Source organism: Pseudoalteromonas rubra (assembly GCF_001482385.1).
GTDB lineage: Bacteria > Pseudomonadota > Gammaproteobacteria > Enterobacterales > Alteromonadaceae > Pseudoalteromonas > Pseudoalteromonas ardens.
The window spans coordinates 611,455-629,422 of the sequence record NZ_CP013611.1; the positions used below are offsets into that span (position 1 = coordinate 611,455).

Sequence of the window (17,968 nt, forward strand, 5' to 3'; positions counted from 1 at the left end):
TATTTAACGGGGAGGTTTAATTATGTGGAATTTAATTAAAAAGCTGTTCGGGTTGGGTAATAAAAAACGATATACACGTCGCCGCACACATAACCGCAGACGGCAAGTATTCGATACTCAGACTGATTCATGGGTGTACGTATGTTCTCTGGATATGACAAACGACGAATACGAAGCGCTGGAAGACTTTGGAAGTGCAATCAGTGATTCATCACCTGCGTTTAGTGACACAGGGACATCCGCTTTTGAACCAGACACTTCATCGAGCGTGAATTCTGGTTTCTCCGGCTGTTCTGACGGTGGCTCTTGGGGAGGATCATCAGATAGCGGTAGCTCCAGTTTTGGCGGGTGGGATTAAACCATGGCAGGCGTTTATATCAATATAACCGGCGATGGCATCGAGACACTGCAGACAATTGAGCAGCGCAGTAAAGCGCCCGACGACATGCTGGACGATATAGGCGCGTTCCTGGATATGGATGTAACCAAGCGCTTTTTAGATGAGCTGGCACCGGATGGCACCCGCTGGCAACAGTCGGAGGCAGCGCGAACCGGTCAAGGTCGAGATCCTGAGGTGCCAGGCCTTACGCTGACGGATAAACGCAACCTGGCGGGCTCGGTAACCCACAATGTTGATAACGGCGTGCTGGAGCAAGGTCTGGGTGAGGAGTATTCGGCTATCCATCATTTTGGTGGTAAAGCAGGCCGCAAACACAGTGTCACCCTGCCCGCCCGGCCCATCATTGGTATTGAGCAATATCAGGCCGGGGAAGTTTTAGGCATCGTTAGCGATTGGCTGGTTTAACGGAGGTTTAAATGCAGTTTAATTTTGATTTAAACCAAATTGAGGCCGCTTTAAATAGAGCCGGTATTAAAACCCATTATGCCGCTGATTTTAGCGAGGCCCGCCGCAAACCTGTACAAAACACGCTGTTTTGTGTGTTGCCACTCGATGATGACTACGAACTGGCCAGCAGCATTAATGGCCAGGACGAGTACCAGGTAACCGATATTTTTGCGGTGATGATCATTGTGCCTGTTCGTGTGGCCAACCGCCAGGCAGATGCCGAGGTACGCAAAGCCCGTGAGCAGGTTAAACACACTTTAGCCGGGCTGACCATACCGCCCTATGAGCCCATAAAATTACACCGGGGCCGCATTGTGGAGTTTAACCCGGACACCAAAAACCTGATTTACCAGTGCCAGTTTAGTGTAAGCGGGCTGGTAACTGTTAACGCAAAGGTGCATGTATGACAGACAAAAAACAGCAACCAAGTGCCAAGCAAAAGCCCCTAACCCCGGCAGCGATTGCTGCCCAGGTGCAGGCCGCACTGGCACAAAAACGACGTAACCATAGCCAGGCCAAAGGCTGCCTGGTACTCGACGGCGATAGACTATCGGAGGCTAAAGTATGAGCTGGCGATTTAAAGACAAAATACTACTGGCCGCCAGTGCCGGTACCACGCTATTAGGCAGCCATGCTGTGTACGCGTCTGATGTGGAGTTTAGCATTGAGACGGAGACCGAAGCCGACGAACTGGAGCGCGCGCACTCGGGGGCTACCATGGAAATTTACTACGGCCAGCATGTATCCATAAACTTTAAAACGCCGCTGGCTGTGAGTGGCACGCCGGGTAATGCCCCGGCCATTGGCCCGCTGCTGCTGGCCTGTGGCCTGGTGCAGGTGTCGACCTCGACGGCAGTCACCTATACCAAAGGCGAAGCCACCGCCGCTAAATGCCTGCTGCGATTTGGCAATAACACCCATGAGATTGACCAGATGATGGGCAACATGAGCATTAGCCTGGAAAAAGGCCGCCCGATGATTAACTGGCAGTTTAAAGGGCTGTTTAGCTCGCCGATTGCGTCGAGCGCGCCGCCAGAGGCCAACTGGTCTAACTGGGCCAAACCCAGCACTTTGGGCGTGACCAATAGCAGTGCGTTTAAACTGGATGGTGCTAACCGGACGCTACATAAACTCACGGTTGATCTTGGTAATAACGTGATCTTTGACCGGGCTATTAACCATGACGAGATCATGATCACAGGCCACGAGAGTACGGCCAATATGACCGTATCCGCAGAAACCCTGGCACTGTTTAACCCGTTTAACGCCACCGGCAGTATCCAGACATTTGAGTTTAACCACGGTAGTAGCGCCGGTAATCGGGTAACCATTTTGGGCCGCTACCAAATGCCGGTACCAAAATACACCAACCTGGACAGCGAACTGACTGGCTATGAGTTTGACGGCAAACTGGTGCCCTCAGACGCGGGCTATGATGAAATAACGTTAGTATTTGAGTGATCCCTATGAAACTAAAAAAATTAGCAAACCTGAAAAACGTACGAATTGAAATGCCCATAGACTTTGAACTTGGTGGGGTAGCTTTTAAGTTTACCGCCCTGGTAAAGCTCGTTACTCAGGCTGATATAGACGACATAAACAAGAATAAAACGTCCGACCCTGAAATCGTTAGCCAGTTATTAGTTGGCTGGACTGGGTTTACTGACGAAGGTGAAGACGTGCCCTACTCACAAGGTGTAAAAGCTGAAATGCTGGCCTTTCCGGGTATTGCCAATCGTTTGGCCACAGCTTGTTTACAGGCGCAATACGCCGTACAGGAAAAAAACTAATCGATGTTGCCAGGTGGTTTGTGGGGGACCTGGCAACAACAACCAGCCAAACGGTAGCCGATGACCTGGCGCATTTTGGTGCGCCGGTTGAGCCACCCAAAGGACTAACCGATTTAGCCGTGCTGCCCGATAACTGGGTGGCAGCTACTGCCCTCACCACTGCCGGTAGCCAGTGGCAGTTTTGTAAGGACGGCGTGGAGGTAGCGCTGGATTACGCCCGCGCTGACATTGCCTGGCGCTACGCAGGCCTGACACTGACCCCCGCAGATTTTACAAAGCTCCAGCTGCTGGAGCGCACAGTTGTAGGACTGTTAAGGCGACCCGATGAAATCAAAACTGAAACTGGCGTTACGATTACAGTATGACGGCAAAGCCGTAACTGACGGCACTAAAAAAAATATCGCGGACCTGCAACGGATCCCTAAAGCGCTTGAAGCACAGCGCGGTGCCAATACCCGCCTATCTGAGGCGGTTGGCCAGGCGACTGCAGGCCAGACGGTTGCCATCCAGGCCATGCAACGGGGCAGCCAGGTTGCTATGCAGCAAAGCCTGGTTGCGCAAGGTGTTATTGCGGCTAATCGTGATGTGGCAGTGACCGCAACTCAGTCAGCAGCCAGCCAGGACAAAGCGGCCTACACCGCAAAGGCGCATGCTCACGCAGCGGCCAATCAGGCTCAGGTTGTACAGCAGGTAGCCACAAGCCAAAAGACAGCAGCCGCTGCGCACGGCCAAACCGGCCAGGCCATTAAAAAAACAACCGACGAAACCCGCAAGCAAACCAACGCCAACCAGAAAGTTGCCCAGTCAGATAACCAGGTTGCTATTGCGGCCAAGCGCCGTGCGGCCAGCGAGCAACAAGCTGCCCGAGTGCAGGAACTGCAGCGCAGCGCTACACGCCGCCTGGTTGCAGCTAACCAGCAGTTAAGTGCCTCGCAGGCCAAAGTGGCTGCATCCCAATCAAACGCCACTCGGCAGGTGTCTGCGTTAAACACAGGGTACTCTCATCTGGCCATTACCCTGTCTGGGTTGGTGGGGTTAGGGACTGGCGCGATGTTTGTGCGTGATACGGGCGCAGCTCAGTTACTGGATACGCGTCTGAAGGGGCTGACAAAAACGACTGAAGGCTACAACGCTGCACAACGCTATTTGTTTAGCACAGCAGATAGGTTAAACATTACGTATCAGACCTTAACCACAGGTTATAGCAAAATGCTAAACCTGCAGGAGTCGGGCTTGATCACCCAGCGTGAGGGTATAAGCATCCTGGAGGGATATGCTAACGCTGCTGCACGTTTGGGAGCGAGTAATACGCAAGTTGAGCAGAGTTTATACGGGTTTGAGCAAGGCTTGGGTAACGGAGTCATTAGAGCAGAGGAATTTAACCAAATTACGGACCCCATGCCAGGATTGTTGCAGCGCATTGAGAAAGCGGCAGGCCTCACAGGCGGAGGCCTTCGCCGAATGGTTAATGCAGGTATGGTAACCAGCCAGATGTTTAAAAAGTACCTGATCGCCGCATTAGAGGACTACGCCAGAGCGGCAGAGGCGACAGAGGGCAAGATCAACGCCTCGTTTGCTGAGATGAGCAACGAGTATCAACGGCTGATCCGCCATTACGAGCAGCCGATTAACTTTGCGGTAACCGGTGTTGTTGACCTGCTGCGCGATGGCATGCAGGAGCTACGCGAAAACGCGGACCTGGTAGACGGGCTGACGACCGCAGCAACGGGGCTGGCCCTGGTGTTGGGTGGTCACTTGGCAGCGGGTGCCGCACGTGCAACAACCGCATTTACGGCTCAGGTGGTTGCTAAACAGCGTGCGTTGACTGCTGATCTGGCTTTGGCAAAACAAAATCAGGCGGCTGCTGCTATTGAGCACCAGCGCTCGCTCCAGGCAAAAACCTATGCCGCGCATACACTCAATGTGGCACATACCGAGCAAATGCGTACCACTGCCGTTGCTCGCCTGGCGGCTGCCAACCAGCGTGCCCTGGTAACACAGCAGGCACTGACAACAGCCACCGCAAACTATACGGTTGCTGCCCGCAGCGCATCGGTAGCCGCTCGCGGCCTGAGTGCTGTAATGGGTGTGTTTGGTGGCCCAGTTGGCCTAGCGGTTACTGCGGGGTTAGGCGTGGCCTACTTTGCGATGCAGAGCGATAATGCGGCCAAGAGTAGCAAATCCCTTAAAACAAACCTGCTAGACCTGGCCGGAGCGTACGACTCGGTAAATAACGTGACGGCCCGTAATGATATAGACAGAGCCAATCAGCGCGCTGCTAACTATACGGCACTTATTGACCGCGCCTATACCAAACTCAAGCGCCTGCAGACGCTCCAGGATAATGCGGGCTCTGACCGCTCTGCGTTTGTTTACCGTCAGCAGATTGAGCAAACTCAAAAATACATTAACGAGCAATCTAAGCTGCGCGACGAGCAGCTAAAGCTGGCAGCTGCAACCGCCAACACCAACAAAAACCTGGAGCAGAGCCCCTGGCAAACGGTCATCGAGCAGGCACAACAAGCAGCCGCCGCCCTGCCCCAGAATATCCAGCAGCTGCAAACCAGCCTGCTGGACGAGGAAGGACGGCTGCAGGCCAGCTACGAAAAGCGCCGGGCTATGGTGATCACCGCCCGGGACAACGACCAGGCAAACAAAGCAAAGTACAACGCCCTGCTGGCGCAACTCGACGCCAAGCATGCTGAGGATGTAAAGGCCATCGCCACTCGGCGCGAGGCCGAGAAAACCCGCATACAAAACCAGGCTGAAGAAAAACGGCGTAACGACCTGCGCACGGAACTGGAGAACCGCATTGCCCAGATGCGCGGCTTTAGTGGGCGCGAGACACTGGCCGCCTACAACAATGAGATGGCCGTTGAACAGGCCCGGCAGCAAGCACGGGTAGATGCGAAACGCCGTGGCCAGCTTGGCCTGGCCGCCAATGATGAAATTGGCGAGCTAAAGCACAACTCAGACAATGAGATTAGAGATTTAGAGCGGCAGCAGGAGCTACTGGCCGCGCAGGGTTACCACAGCCAGCGTGAGGCTAATGAGGCTGCACACCAAGAGCGGCTAATGCAGATCCGCTCACGCCATACAGGTGCCCTGCAATCCAACATTCTGGCATTTGCGAATTTTGAGAAACAAACACAGGCCGAAAAAGCCAATGCCGTTGTTGGCCTGGGTGCCAACATGTTTAAACAGCTGGCCGGGCAAAGTAAAACCGCGTTTAAAGCTTACAAGGCGTTTGCTATATCGCAGGCATTGATCAACACCTACCAGGCAGCAACCGGCGCTTATACAGCGTTGGCCCCTATCCCAGTAGTCGGCCCTGCACTGGGTGTGGCTGCAGCCGCCGCCGCTGTTTTATCTGGTATGCAGCAGGTTAGACAGATAAAAGCGCAGCAACCAGCAGGTATCGCCCACGGTGGTTTGGACTATGTGCCCAACGAAAGCACTTACCTGCTGCAACGGGGTGAGCGTGTCCTGTCACCAAAACAAAACGTCGAGATCAGCGCCATGGCCCGCCACTATAACGCCGGTGGCCAAAGCGGCAGCCAGGGCAACATCAGTTTTGCTATAACCAATCAAATCACTGTCCAGGGAGCGCAGAATGACGGCAAAGGTGAGCTGGTCGCACAAAACATTGCCAGCCGTATTGAGGCTGTGGTGATCGCCAATGTTAAATCTAATGGCAGTATCATACGGGCGATTAAAGCGGCCTAGCGCAGCTTGCGAACGCGCGCAAGGTTAATAACAACACCTGGCGCTTTTTTGGGCGGTGTGTAATCTTTATCCTCAACCGGATAGCCCGTTGCATCCAGTGCCAGGTACACACCGTCATCACACCACACACCAATATAATGTCCCTTTAAGTCTACCCAACCCGATAGCCCTGTCTCATCGCCGGTAATGCCCGTCACATCATGCATCGTTACACGCTCAAAATGATAAGCCCGCAACTCGCTGGTAAACCCCCGAAACAGTAGGTAGTGTTCCTGGTCATCTAAGTCAGTACATCGGACACTGCCCCTGTTGACGCACTTTGTGTTGCGCAGCAGCCCCCCCGTCGTGAGCAGGATGTGACCATAGTTGTGTTTGTAGCGGATGACGGGCATAGACAACTAATGCTGTATATTAATACAGTTATGGTAGCATCTTACTTAGAGCCCGCAAACGAATTAAAACTTGAAAACGCATATTCCTTATTTGCATATGTATATACTATTATGCTATATATAAATTAGCTATGAACATACTTAATTTGGAGAGAGCTATGACCAGCGTATTTAAGTTCCGAGCAGCGACAGAAGACCATGACATTGACGCGTTAGTACAAGGATATTTATGGTTTTCCAAACTGAAGGACCTGAACGACCCGTTTGAGGGGGGTTACTACCTAGATGACCAAGCTTCGAAGGAATTATTATTCAAGTACCATGCAAACGTCTTAGCTAAAAAGCCCTTACGATCTATGTCTCCAGACGAGGAAGTTGTTGACATGTATATAGATAAGGAAATGGTAAGCCCTGGAGGTTATGAACAATGGCTTAAGCAGCTTACAATGGAAGAGATTGATGAAGAGCTTTCAAAACTACGCGATGTTTATAGTATTTTTAGCTGTTCTTTGTCTAAGGAAGACCACCCAACATTACCCGCACCATTAAACAGTATGTCTATGTGGGGATACTATGCAAACGGGTTAAAAGGGTTCTGTATTGAATATGATTTGGAGGTTCTTATGCAGAGTCTCAATGAAACGAATGATTACTTTGAAAGTGCTAGGGTAGCATATACAAAGCAAGATACAGCGCCAACAATAGTTTTAGAGGATGTTCTTAATGATGCAATAAATGGCACCGTCGATACTCATAAGAACTACCTTAGAGCCATTATGACGAAATGTGATAACCCTTGGCACCACGAAAATGAGATGAGGATAATTGGTGAATGCAGAGACGGTGAGTTCAAGCACTCTTTGAACGCTATTAAGGCTATCTACATAGGTGGCAAAATGGAGAATCATAAGCAAGAGCAAATTAAGGGTTTTGCCCTTAAAAACAGTATCCCTACATTCCGCGTGTTTCATTCTATCCGTGATAAAGCCTACGGGTTTAAATTTGAGCTGCTCAAGCCAAAAAGTAAATTGGTTTGAGAATAATTTTTTTAAACAGCCCAAAGGCCTTACTTCAATATAGCCCTGAACGATAATTGAACAATCTTAAGGTTGGGGTGAATTGAATTTCATCTCCTTAAGGAGATTTGGGAATAAATTATTGATATCATGAGGATGAAATATAAAAGGATATCTTATGATCGACACTGAAATGTTATTTACATTAGTGGCTCTTGTACTGATGTGGCCAGCACTCTATGTAGTAGTGAGGGTTATAGCAAATGTACACTCAGTGGTAGCCAACGCACATACACGCCTGCGTAACAAAGTAAATAAATGCCTATCAAAAGAAGCACAGAAGGTGGTTGCCATTCTTTTCTTTGGGCTAGCGTTTACTTTACTACTTATGTACATTTTTGGTTTTTTTGATAAGTCGCTTGCACATTCCATAGAACTAGCAACAATAGCGATAAATAACTTCATAACACCCACACTGCTCGCTTTGAGTGTTTTTTTGCTTTATAAAACTTGGTCTACAAGTAAGGAAGATCTTAAAGAAACAAAAGATATTCTTAGAAAAAAAGAAGAGTTGGATCTTTTAAGGTCAAGGATACAACTGCTGAACAAAACCCTTGATGCAACGCCTTCTGATTACTTGGACTTTAAGTCTGATTTAATGGTCTTGAATATCAACAGCGAAACGAACGGGATAGATTTTTGGAATGACTTACGGCCTTTGTTAGATCGCACAAAGCGTTTACTCTCAAATGAAGAGTCGCTATTTATATTTGACGACGCGCGCATCTTCACAGCATTAAAGGCAATCAACACATCATTAGGGAGTAACGCACCAACCTATAGAGATATCTTCAGTACTCCGATTAAGCGCGAGCCGGCGGTTTATATGAGACTGATGCGATCAGGCTTGGAAGAAAGAACTGATGAGGAAATAAAGCGCATTCTGAGTAACTTAGTGAGACTCCTTTATAAAGAAACATATTTTGCTGAGTGCCGAGACAATAAGGATTACGAAGTTGAAATTGCACCAATTAAACATCAAGATATGTTAGTTAAAGAGATGGCTATAAGCATAATCCAGCTTGTTAAAAACTCAAAATACGAAGGTGAACTGTTCAATGAATATAGATTTCACTTCTCTTCATTGGAGTTCGCAGGGCTGCAGGAGCTTACTAACTTCAACTCTTTGTAAAACGTTTTACACCTAAAACTCAGCTCCATAATTTTTACACTCGCTCCCACAGTAACCGACGAGCGATGAAAAACTATGGAGCATTTGCCCCTACCAAAACCCCCAAAATCCTGCGTATTCCGGCTGGTTCCTAACAGCCAGGTGCATGTAAGTAAAGCGAATAACGCGTCAGAGGTCTATGACCTTGAAGGTGCATATTGGGAATTTGAACTCGAATTGGCCAACGTTCGCGAGGATGAAGCATTAGCGCTCGATGCGTTCCTGGCCAAACTCCGTGGCCGGGTTGGCAAATTTCTGATGCATGACTACCGCCGACCACAAAATAGCCTGACTGCCGCTGGCTACGTAAATGGCAGTAACCAGGATGGCAATTTGTTTAACGTCCGGGGCATGCCAGTTAATCAGACCTATGCCCCTGCTGGTACCCGCATCCAAATTGGACTGGGTGAGACTGCCGAACTCAAAGTGCTGACCGAGGATGTTGTGGTTAACAGCCATGGCCATGCGCAACTGGTATTTGAGTCACCTGTTCGCTCTATTCCTGGCGATTCGACTCCTGTCTATTTCAACCGACCCTATGGCGTGTTTCGCCTCGCTGACAACAAGCAAGGCCTGGCAGACGCACAGGTCAAGGATGGCCTGGTCACATCTTGGAAAATCAAAGGTCGGGAGGCGTTTTAGTATGGAGGCACTTAACGCTGGCCTGGTCCAGGACTTGGCATATGGCCGCCCCAGGTATTTTGTGCGCCTGGCGTTTGAAAGTGGTGATTTGCTACTGCATACCGGTGTTGGTGAGCGCCGGTTTTTAAACCGCACCTGGCATGGCCTTGGGATGCTGGGCCAGGTGGGCGAACTCCCCGCCAGCGATAAAAACAACAGTGCGCGTATCAGTCTGACACTGCACACCCAAAGCGGCACCGTGCTTGGTGAGGTTGCTGTAAACGACCCGATTGGCGTTGGAGTGCAGATTTACCTGGTCACCGTAGATGGGCATTACCGCGTATCGCAATACCAGATGATTGAAAGTGGTTACATCGTCAGCTGTGACGTAGAGCGTGGCAGTGTCAGCAAAGTTCAACTGCAGGTGGCCGGTGAGGCCGAGCGCTGGAAACAGGCCCGCTTAAACCAGCGTTGGAATGACGCCACTCAAAAAGCGCTCCACCTCAATGACGAGTTTTTTAGCGAGATTGTTGCAGCAACCGCAACCTATCTGCCAGACACCCAGCCAGGACAAATAATCGGACCGAGACGCGACTATGAATATGAACCTTGATTTACAGGACTACCTGGACCAATGCGCTGAGCGCGAATTTGCCTGGGGTGAGTTTGATTGCTGTTTGTTTGTGGCCAACTGGATATTGCGCCGCACGGGTGTTGACCTGGCGCGCGATTTCAAAGGCCATTACAAAACCGAGCTGGGTGCTAAGCGGCGTTTAAAAGCACTGGGCTTTGATGGCATTGAAAGCGTGTTTAAAGCGCGTTTAAAGCCGGTTTTAAACTCGTATGCACGCCGTGGCGATTTGGCCCTGGTTAACTATGATGGCCAGCTGGTTGGCGGTATTGTGGGGCTGAACTGTGTGTACTGCGTTACACAAAGTGGCACCACCGCACTTGACCTATCAATGGTCTACAGCTGCTACAGCCTGGAGAGTGCCAATGTCTAAAGTTGTAGATGTCGTTGTTGACCCAATATTGGACCTCGGCGAAAAAATCTGGGACGAAACCGTTGGTGTTCTGCTGGACAAGTTAGATCCCGATCTCCCTCAGGAAGACATGGCAACGCTGGCCAAGGGCCTGCAAAAAGGGATTGACCAGCCAAGGCGGATTACATTCGGACGCGACCGCGTTGGCGGTGTTATCGCGCACCAGGCAACCGTGGAGCGCGACGAAAAGAAGTGGGTGCAGCTGATTGTGCTCATTAATGGTGCGCCAATAGACGCCCTAGAAGATATTTACATTGCCAACAAGCTGCTAAGTGACTACCCCGCCGATAGCTATAACTACTCCCTGAGTGATGGACGCCACACCACGGCTAATAGTATGGCAGTGTCTAAGATGGCAGGCTGGACCAGTAAACACGTTGGTTTCGGTCAGGCTCACGTTTTCATTGAGCTGGAAAACAACCGTGAGGTATTTCCGGACGGCATAAGTGATTGTGAGTTTTTAATACGCGGTATACGCGTATGGGACCCGCGTGATGGCCTTCAGGACCCGGAAGACGAAAGCACGTGGACTTGGTCACAAAACGCGGTGCTGTGTGCCCTGCACTATGTACGGTTTTATGGTGCGCATCAGGTGCCAATGCACACTATCCCACTCAACTGGTGGATTGCCGCTGCGAACGTAGCGGACGAGGACACCGAGTACACAGATACTGACGGTAACACTGCTACAGAGCCGCGCTATACCTGTAATGGCACATTCCAGTTTACCAGTCGCCCGAGCGAGGTGCTGAGCCAGCTGGAGCGCACCTTTGCCGGTAAAATCTTCCGACAGATGGGTCAGTGGTTTGTCCGTGTAGGTGCCTGGTATGGCAACCCGACTTACACCATTGGCCCAGCAGACGTGATGGGCAATGTAAAAATAAAATGGCATGCAGATTTGCGCGACCGCGCCAACACGGTACGCGCCCAGTTTGTTGACCCGGACCAGCATTACGAGCGAACAGATGCACCTCCGGTTGTGGCTGAGGGGTATATAGCTAAGGACAACCAGCCGCTTGAGACCTCGGTCAGTTTGCCCTTTGTCCGCAGTGTAACGACCGCGCAGCGCCTGGCTAAAATCCATCTTGAGCAGACCCGCCTCGGAACCATTGAGCTGCCATTGCGCCACACCGCCCTGCGTGCCGCTGTTGGCCGTACAATCTACGTCGACCTGCCCGTGAACACATCAGTAAAAAAGTATACCGTGTTGTTGATCGTAAATTTAGATTAACCGGTGGCATTACCCTGGTATGCATTGAGGATGGGCCCCTGTTGTGGGCCGATGATCTAATCCCCGGGGCCGTGGATATTACGCCAAACAGCGATTATGTAGCCGGTAAACCGGGCGCTGTTTTTGATGTACGGGTAGCGGTGGATGGTGACGGCAATGGACTCATTAAATGGGCGCACCCTACTCCACTGGCTGTACATGAGTACGATGTTGAGTTTTATTTGGGCAGTACTCTGGTTTACCAGGACGCGGTCACCTATACACAAATGACTGTCCCAACACTGGCATTGGGTACGTATACCGCCCGGGTGTATGCCCGCAACATATTTGGCCAGCGGTCTACGTCTGTGGCTGTGCAGTTTAGTGTATTGCAACCCTATGCCCCGCAGGTGAGCGTTGAGGTAGATTATAACCAGGTAACGCTCACTGCCTCCCTGCCCGCGATTGGTATTGGCACACGGTTTCAGTGGGAGTTTTTGGGCACCGCTGAGAGCCCGGCCAGCGGCCAGCGAGTATTTGCCCAGGTGTACAACCGCATTGGCCTGCAACCGCTCACCACCTATCAGTTCAGGGTGCGTGCTGTTAATCACCTGGGTAACAGTGACTGGGTTAATGTGAGTGCCACCACAACCACCGTTGACCTAACCGAGTTTATTAATGAGATACCGCTACAAAAACTCAGCCAGGAGGCACAGGACCTGATAGCGGACATTAACCAGCAAGTTGACCGATTGCGCCCGGAGACCAATAACAACCTCCCTTCACTGGTCGCAAAAAACATAGACCAAATTCAGGGGTTGCAGGATGTTACCGCTACCCTGGATGACTCGTTGGCCAATGGGCTGCCCAATCAAGTGCGCCTGGCCAACATCAAACTGGATGAGACAGCGCTGGCGCTCACAGACATGCAGCGGTCGGTGTTTGACGTAACGGGTAACTATACGTCGTTCCGGCAGGAGTATGAACGCCGGGCATTGGCCAACGAGCGACTGATAGATGCGATTGTCTATGTGGACCCGGACAATGGCACCATTGTTAACCGGGCCTATCAGTATACCGACAGTCAGTTTACTCTGGCCCAGGCGCATATCGATGGTGTAGATGCCCGGGTATCGTTTGAAGCCCGCCGTATTAAACAAACTCAGGACCAACTTACAGAGGCCACAGCACAGATAGTGGTGCAGGCGGGGTTAATCAATCAGCGTGCTACGTATACAGAGGTGGATGCTCAAATTGCCGGAGCCATTGCAGCGCTAACCCCGGCCTACAGCTGGCAGTTTAATACCAGCGATGAGGGGTTTACTGGCCATAGCAGCCATAATGCCCTGGGGTATGTGGTATGTGGTAATATCCTAACCAGCCCGGCCATTGGGTACAGCGGCAACCAAAACCCTGTTTTTAGGTTGCGCGTGCGCAAGCATGCAAACAGCACCTGGCTGGGACTGATCCACTTTGGCGGGGCTCAGCCAATCCCATTGCCTGAGCCAACCAGTACCGACTGGGAGGTGGTCCAGGTAGATGCAACCGGCACAGCTGGGTATGCCGGTACCATAACGGGGCTGACCTTTGAGCTGGGTGCCTGTGATGTGGATTACATCGAGGTGGGCAAGCGCGGTGCTAATGACCTGGCCCTGCGTGATGTGACGGCGCGAACCAGCACTATTGAGCAGGAGCTGGACGCCGGAACCGGCCGCATGGCCCAGTATGCAACGACGGCCTGGACCAATGCTCAGGGCTACCAGACACAAAGCAACGTGCAGGCTGCACTTGACTCGTTTAACACCACCTACGGCATTAGCGCCGTACTGCAACAGCTGGCCGACAACGATGTAATAGTAAAGGCCAACGCAGCACAGACCTGGATTGATGGCGCTAATGCCACAATAAAAAACCAGGTTACGCAGCTGCTCAACGAGGACGGTGGCGTTAATCAAAAGCTGGCAACGGCTGAGCAGCAGCTGGACGCGATAGCCGGTGAGATAAGCCAAACCGTAACGCAGGTGCAAGGCCTGCAGCTGGACCTGGCAGATAAAACCCTGAACGAGGTGCTGAGCGAGTACAACACCTTATTGCGTAACAATGAGTTGGCAGAGCTGGGTGTGACTCTGGCCCATGCTAACAGCAAGCTGAGCGCTGTAACCGACGACGTGCGCGCGGTTGCAGAGCAAACCACGCAGCTCATTGCCATGCAAAATCAAAGTGCTGCGGGGGTAACAGCTCTGGGCCGCGCCTACGCAAATGAGCGCCAGGCAAGTGCTGAGCGTGAGCAGCGCTTACGGGCTGAGATAACCACCGAGAGTGGTAAAGCCGTGGCGCAGGCGATTGATTTTACCCGAGCGGTAACCGGCTACTGTGTTGACGCAAACGGCAATCAGGTAGACGAGCAGGATGCTGTGTCCTGTGAGGCCGCTGGCCACACCTGGATAGATGGCCCGGTTGTAGAGCGCAGTATGATGCTGGCCACCGTTATGGTAGATAACCGGGGCTACCAAACCAGTAACCAGGTAAGTACGGCAATTAATACATTTAATGGCGAATATGGCATTACTGCTGCCCTGCAGACCCTGACTGACAATAATACCTTGGTAAAGGCCAATCATGCGGCTAGCTGGATTGCGGCCGCTGATGGTTACATCCGTGACCAAATTACCATTTATAACAATACTGACGGTGGTATCAATGACCAATTTGCCCATGTTGACCAAACCCTGGATGCGATTGCGGGTGAGATAAGCCGTAACATTGTACAAATCCACGGGGCCCAACTTGCAGACCAGGCGCAGAGCCTGAACGATGTAATAGCTGCCTATAACCAGCTGATGCAGGGTAATGACCTGGCACAGCAGGATGTAAAACTGGCACTGGCCCAGGACAAACTAAGTGCCGTTACCGACGAACTGGAGTCAACTGCCAGCTATACCTTGGAGCTGGGTGCCCTGCACCATCAAAGCCAGGCGTACATTACGACCCTGGCTAGCGCCTTTGCCAGTGAGGTACGGGCGAGTGTGACACGTGACGAGCGGTTTGCTGCGTTTGTGGGTGATACACAGGCCGCGTTTAGTGATGTGACTGAGGCGTTTGCCGAGGTTGATGCGGCAAACATCATACGGGACCAGGCATTTAGCGCCTTTGCTGCCAATACCGAGGCGGCATTTCAGACTGTGACTGAGACGCTGGCGAGTCAGGAGCAGGCACTGGCCAGGCAGCGTACTGATCTGGTCGCCAAAATCGAACAAGACGATACCGCTACACTGGCCAGTGCGATTACCTATACTCGCGTTGCAGTTGGGTACTGTATTGATGCAGCTGGCAACATTACCAATGAGACTGATGCCGTACAGTGCGTCACTGATGGTCATAGTTGGGTAGATGGCCCGCTCGCTGAGTACATCCGTAATCTGGCGATCACAAATGCGGATGGTCAGGCTGTTAGCATTGCCGATATTCGGCAGGCCTTTGAGACCCAGGATGGCCAACTCGTGGCACGTGGCGGCTGGGTGATCAACAACCAGGGCCGCATAGTCTCAATTGCCGGTTACAACGACGGTGACGTAGGCAGTATTGATCTGTCTGCAGACGTTATCCGCCAAGGGGTGATGATTGGTGACACGTTTGTGCCCACCTCATACGTTGATAATACAGATCCGGACAACCCTGTGCATGTATTCAGAGGTCGCCTAGAGCTGGGTGATTACACCGTTAACTCCGTTGATGACATTCGGGCGCAGGACGGTGAGCGCGGTCCGCAAGGGGTGCCAGGTGAGCCAGGCGCTGATGGGCAGACCACTTATACATGGATCAAGTATGCTGAGGGGCCTACTGGTTCAGGTATGAGCGACTCCCCTGCTGGGCGCGACTATATTGGTTTTGCCTACAACAAAACAACGCCTGTGGAGTCAACTAACCCGGCAGACTATATCTGGTCAAAACTGCGTGGTGAGCCTGGAGCGGATGGCCAGGATGGTACAGATGGTGTGCCCGGTGAGCCAGGAGCCGATGGGCAGACGTTATACACCTGGATAGCGTACAGTGATTATCCCCATGGCGCTGATATGTATCAGACACCAAGTGCCGCAACGTTGTATATTGGCATTGCCGTCAACAAGACGACTGCGACAGAGTCAAACAACCCGTCGGACTACACCTGGTCGCGTTTCAGAGGTAATCAAGGCGTACCTGGTCAACCAGGTGCAGACGGCAAGACCACTTATACCTGGATTAAATACGCCCAGAGCATTACTGGCTCAGGCATGAGTGACTACCCCGGCGGGCTCGACTATATAGGGTTTGCCTACAATAAACTCACGCCTGTGGAGTCGTCCAACCCATCCGATTATACCTGGTCGAAACTACGTGGAGAGCCCGGCACAGATGGCACAGACGGTATACCCGGTGAACCCGGCGCTGATGGGCAATCGTTATATACGTGGATTGCGTACTCGGACTATGCCGATGGGCGCAGTATGTATCAGATTCCCACAGACCAAACGCTATATATCGGTATTGCGGTAAATAAAACGACTTCAACAGAGTCAGCCAACCCTGCGGACTATACCTGGTCACTGTTCAAGGGGCCACAGGGCGAGCCAGGATTGCCGGGCGTACCCGGAGAACCGGGAGCCGACGGTCGCACCACCTACACATGGATCAAATATGCGCAAAGCATGACTGGCTCAGGCATGAGTGACTACCCCGACGGGCGCGACTACATAGGCTTTGCCTACAACAAAACAACGCCTGTGGAGTCAACTAACCCGGCAGACTATATCTGGTCAAAACTACGTGGTGAGCCTGGTGCGGATGGTCAGGATGGCACAGACGGTGTACCCGGTGAGCCTGGTGCTGACGGGCAGTCACTATACACCTGGATTGCGTACTCGGACTATTACGATGGCCGCAATATGTACCAGGTACCTAATAGCACCACTAATTACATTGGCATATCCGTAAATAAAACCACTGCTACTGAGTCGAGCAATCCGGCTGATTATACATGGTCACGGTTTAGAGGTGATCGGGGCCAAGACGGCCGCGATGGTCAGGATGGTGTCAGAGGACCTGCAGGATCAACGGGCTCTCGTGGTCCAGGTCAGTACACCATTGGCACTTTGTCTGGCGCATGGTCTGACGCGGTTGCCGTAGGTGTGTGTGATGGCAGCCCGGTACGCAATGACGTTGTAACCATCTACAAAGTCAGCGATCCAAAAACCCAAACCACCAAATACTGGTCGGGCGTATCATGGTTGTCGTTTACGCTGCACATACACGGCAGCGCGCTGGTTGACGGTACAGTGTTTGCCGATGGCCTAGTTGCGGCAACTGGCACCATCGACAGCATAACCGCTGTATCGGGGTACGTTACAATCAACAATGATGGGATTTCTGCGCGTCGCATTAGTTCATATGCCCGCTTTGTCACCACCCCTGGTCAGACCGCAGCAGATAACCCTGCCACTGTAAGGATTAATGGCAACAGTGGCACGGTTGGAAATCTATTTATCTATAACCCCAGCAGCTCGGGTTACGGTGCAACCATTTATACCAATGGAACCTATGCCCTGTACGCAAGTCGCGGACTGATAGGCCCGTTTACAGGCGGGCATGACGGGTTGGTTGCAAAATCTGTACATCTGGAGCCTGGCGACCTGGTCCGGGATATTGACCTGGTTAATATTGCTGATCTGTCTAATGCCATCTGCACTATGGGCCCGACTACAAAAGCCAATGACAGAGCGGTGCGCGGTGTGTTTATTACGCGTACTGCGTTAACCAGTCGGGTGGCTGCCCTACGCGGATATCGCGGGTTTGAGCGATTTATCGAGTACCGTGATACGCACGATGCGATCTCATTTAATGCTCTTGGCGAGGGCGTGCTCAACGTTTGTGGCCAGGGCGGCGACATCGATACTGGCGATTACCTGTGTAGCAGTGCAATACGGGGCAAAGCAATGCGCCAAGCCGACCAGGAATTCGAGCGCCCCTATACCATCGCGCAGGCGCGCCACCCTATCACATTTACACATCCCGACCAGGTCAAACAGGCTGCGGTCATCTATCTACGAGGATAAATA

General features: G+C 51.8%; 16 protein-coding genes. 15 read left to right on the forward strand and 1 reads right to left on the reverse strand.

Translation table 11 applies throughout. The annotated features are described in order from the left end of the window. Nucleotides 1-22 precede the first annotated feature (22 nt). The 8 genes from AT705_RS02715 to AT705_RS02745 are packed head-to-tail and all read left to right on the forward strand — an operon-like array spanning nt 23 to nt 6,363. Complete coding sequence (locus tag AT705_RS02715) at nt 23-358, forward strand: hypothetical protein (RefSeq protein ID WP_058795383.1); 336 nt, start codon at nt 23-25, stop codon at nt 356-358. A gap of 3 nt (nt 359-361) precedes the next feature. Beyond that, nucleotides 362-805, forward strand: a complete 444-nt coding sequence (locus AT705_RS02720) for a phage virion morphogenesis protein (protein WP_058795384.1) — start codon at nt 362-364, stop codon at nt 803-805. An 11-nt stretch (nt 806-816) separates the two neighbouring features. After that, nucleotides 817-1,254 (forward strand): hypothetical protein, encoded by a 438-nt coding sequence (locus tag AT705_RS02725; protein WP_058795385.1) that lies wholly within the window; start codon nt 817-819, stop codon nt 1,252-1,254. After that, a complete protein-coding gene (locus AT705_RS25150; protein ID WP_157576639.1) occupies nt 1,251-1,415 on the forward strand; it encodes a hypothetical protein in 165 nt (54 codons plus the stop codon). Before AT705_RS02725 ends, AT705_RS25150 begins: the two co-directional genes overlap by 4 nt. Further along, on the forward strand, nt 1,412-2,308 hold the full coding sequence (locus AT705_RS02730) for a hypothetical protein (RefSeq protein ID WP_058795386.1): 897 nt from the start codon (nt 1,412-1,414) through the stop codon (nt 2,306-2,308). Before AT705_RS25150 ends, AT705_RS02730 begins: the two co-directional genes overlap by 4 nt. Nucleotides 2,309-2,313: 5 nt before the next feature. Beyond that, nucleotides 2,314-2,637 carry a hypothetical protein gene (locus AT705_RS02735; protein WP_058795387.1) on the forward strand — a complete coding sequence of 108 codons (324 nt, stop codon included), beginning with the start codon at nt 2,314-2,316 and terminating at the stop codon, nt 2,635-2,637. Between the two features lie 20 nt (nt 2,638-2,657). Next, nucleotides 2,658-3,002: a DUF1799 domain-containing protein gene (locus tag AT705_RS02740; protein WP_058795388.1), complete on the forward strand. Its 345-nt coding sequence runs from the start codon at nt 2,658-2,660 to the stop codon at nt 3,000-3,002. Beyond that, nucleotides 2,962-6,363: a tape measure protein gene (locus tag AT705_RS02745; protein ID WP_058795389.1), complete on the forward strand. Its 3,402-nt coding sequence runs from the start codon at nt 2,962-2,964 to the stop codon at nt 6,361-6,363. The genes AT705_RS02740 and AT705_RS02745 overlap by 41 nt, the downstream gene beginning before the upstream one ends. Here AT705_RS02745 and AT705_RS02750 read toward each other — a convergent pair. After that, a complete protein-coding gene (locus AT705_RS02750; RefSeq protein ID WP_058795390.1) occupies nt 6,360-6,755 on the reverse strand; it encodes a hypothetical protein in 396 nt (131 codons plus the stop codon). The two genes, AT705_RS02745 and AT705_RS02750, sit on opposite strands and share 4 nt — an antisense overlap. Nucleotides 6,756-6,913: 158 nt before the next feature. Between AT705_RS02750 and AT705_RS02755 the strand changes: the two genes are divergently transcribed. From AT705_RS02755 to AT705_RS02785, 7 genes are all read left to right on the forward strand, one after another. Beyond that, nucleotides 6,914-7,792 carry a DUF2971 domain-containing protein gene (locus AT705_RS02755; RefSeq protein WP_058795391.1) on the forward strand — a complete coding sequence of 293 codons (879 nt, stop codon included), beginning with the start codon at nt 6,914-6,916 and terminating at the stop codon, nt 7,790-7,792. A gap of 157 nt (nt 7,793-7,949) precedes the next feature. Continuing rightward, complete coding sequence (locus AT705_RS02760) at nt 7,950-8,963, forward strand: hypothetical protein (RefSeq protein ID WP_058795392.1); 1,014 nt, start codon at nt 7,950-7,952, stop codon at nt 8,961-8,963. Nucleotides 8,964-9,038: 75 nt separating this feature from the next. Further along, nucleotides 9,039-9,644: a hypothetical protein gene (locus tag AT705_RS02765; RefSeq protein WP_058795393.1), complete on the forward strand. Its 606-nt coding sequence runs from the start codon at nt 9,039-9,041 to the stop codon at nt 9,642-9,644. Nucleotide 9,645: 1 nt separating this feature from the next. Then, nucleotides 9,646-10,236 carry a hypothetical protein gene (locus tag AT705_RS02770; RefSeq protein ID WP_058795394.1) on the forward strand — a complete coding sequence of 197 codons (591 nt, stop codon included), beginning with the start codon at nt 9,646-9,648 and terminating at the stop codon, nt 10,234-10,236. Beyond that, entirely contained in the window at nt 10,220-10,627 is a 408-nt protein-coding gene (locus AT705_RS02775; protein WP_157576640.1) for a DUF6950 family protein, read from the forward strand. Before AT705_RS02770 ends, AT705_RS02775 begins: the two co-directional genes overlap by 17 nt. Further along, nucleotides 10,620-11,897 carry a phage tail protein gene (locus AT705_RS02780; protein WP_058795396.1) on the forward strand — a complete coding sequence of 426 codons (1,278 nt, stop codon included), beginning with the start codon at nt 10,620-10,622 and terminating at the stop codon, nt 11,895-11,897. Before AT705_RS02775 ends, AT705_RS02780 begins: the two co-directional genes overlap by 8 nt. A gap of 41 nt (nt 11,898-11,938) precedes the next feature. After that, complete coding sequence (locus AT705_RS02785) at nt 11,939-17,965, forward strand: hypothetical protein (protein WP_058795397.1); 6,027 nt, start codon at nt 11,939-11,941, stop codon at nt 17,963-17,965. Nucleotides 17,966-17,968 lie beyond the last annotated feature (3 nt).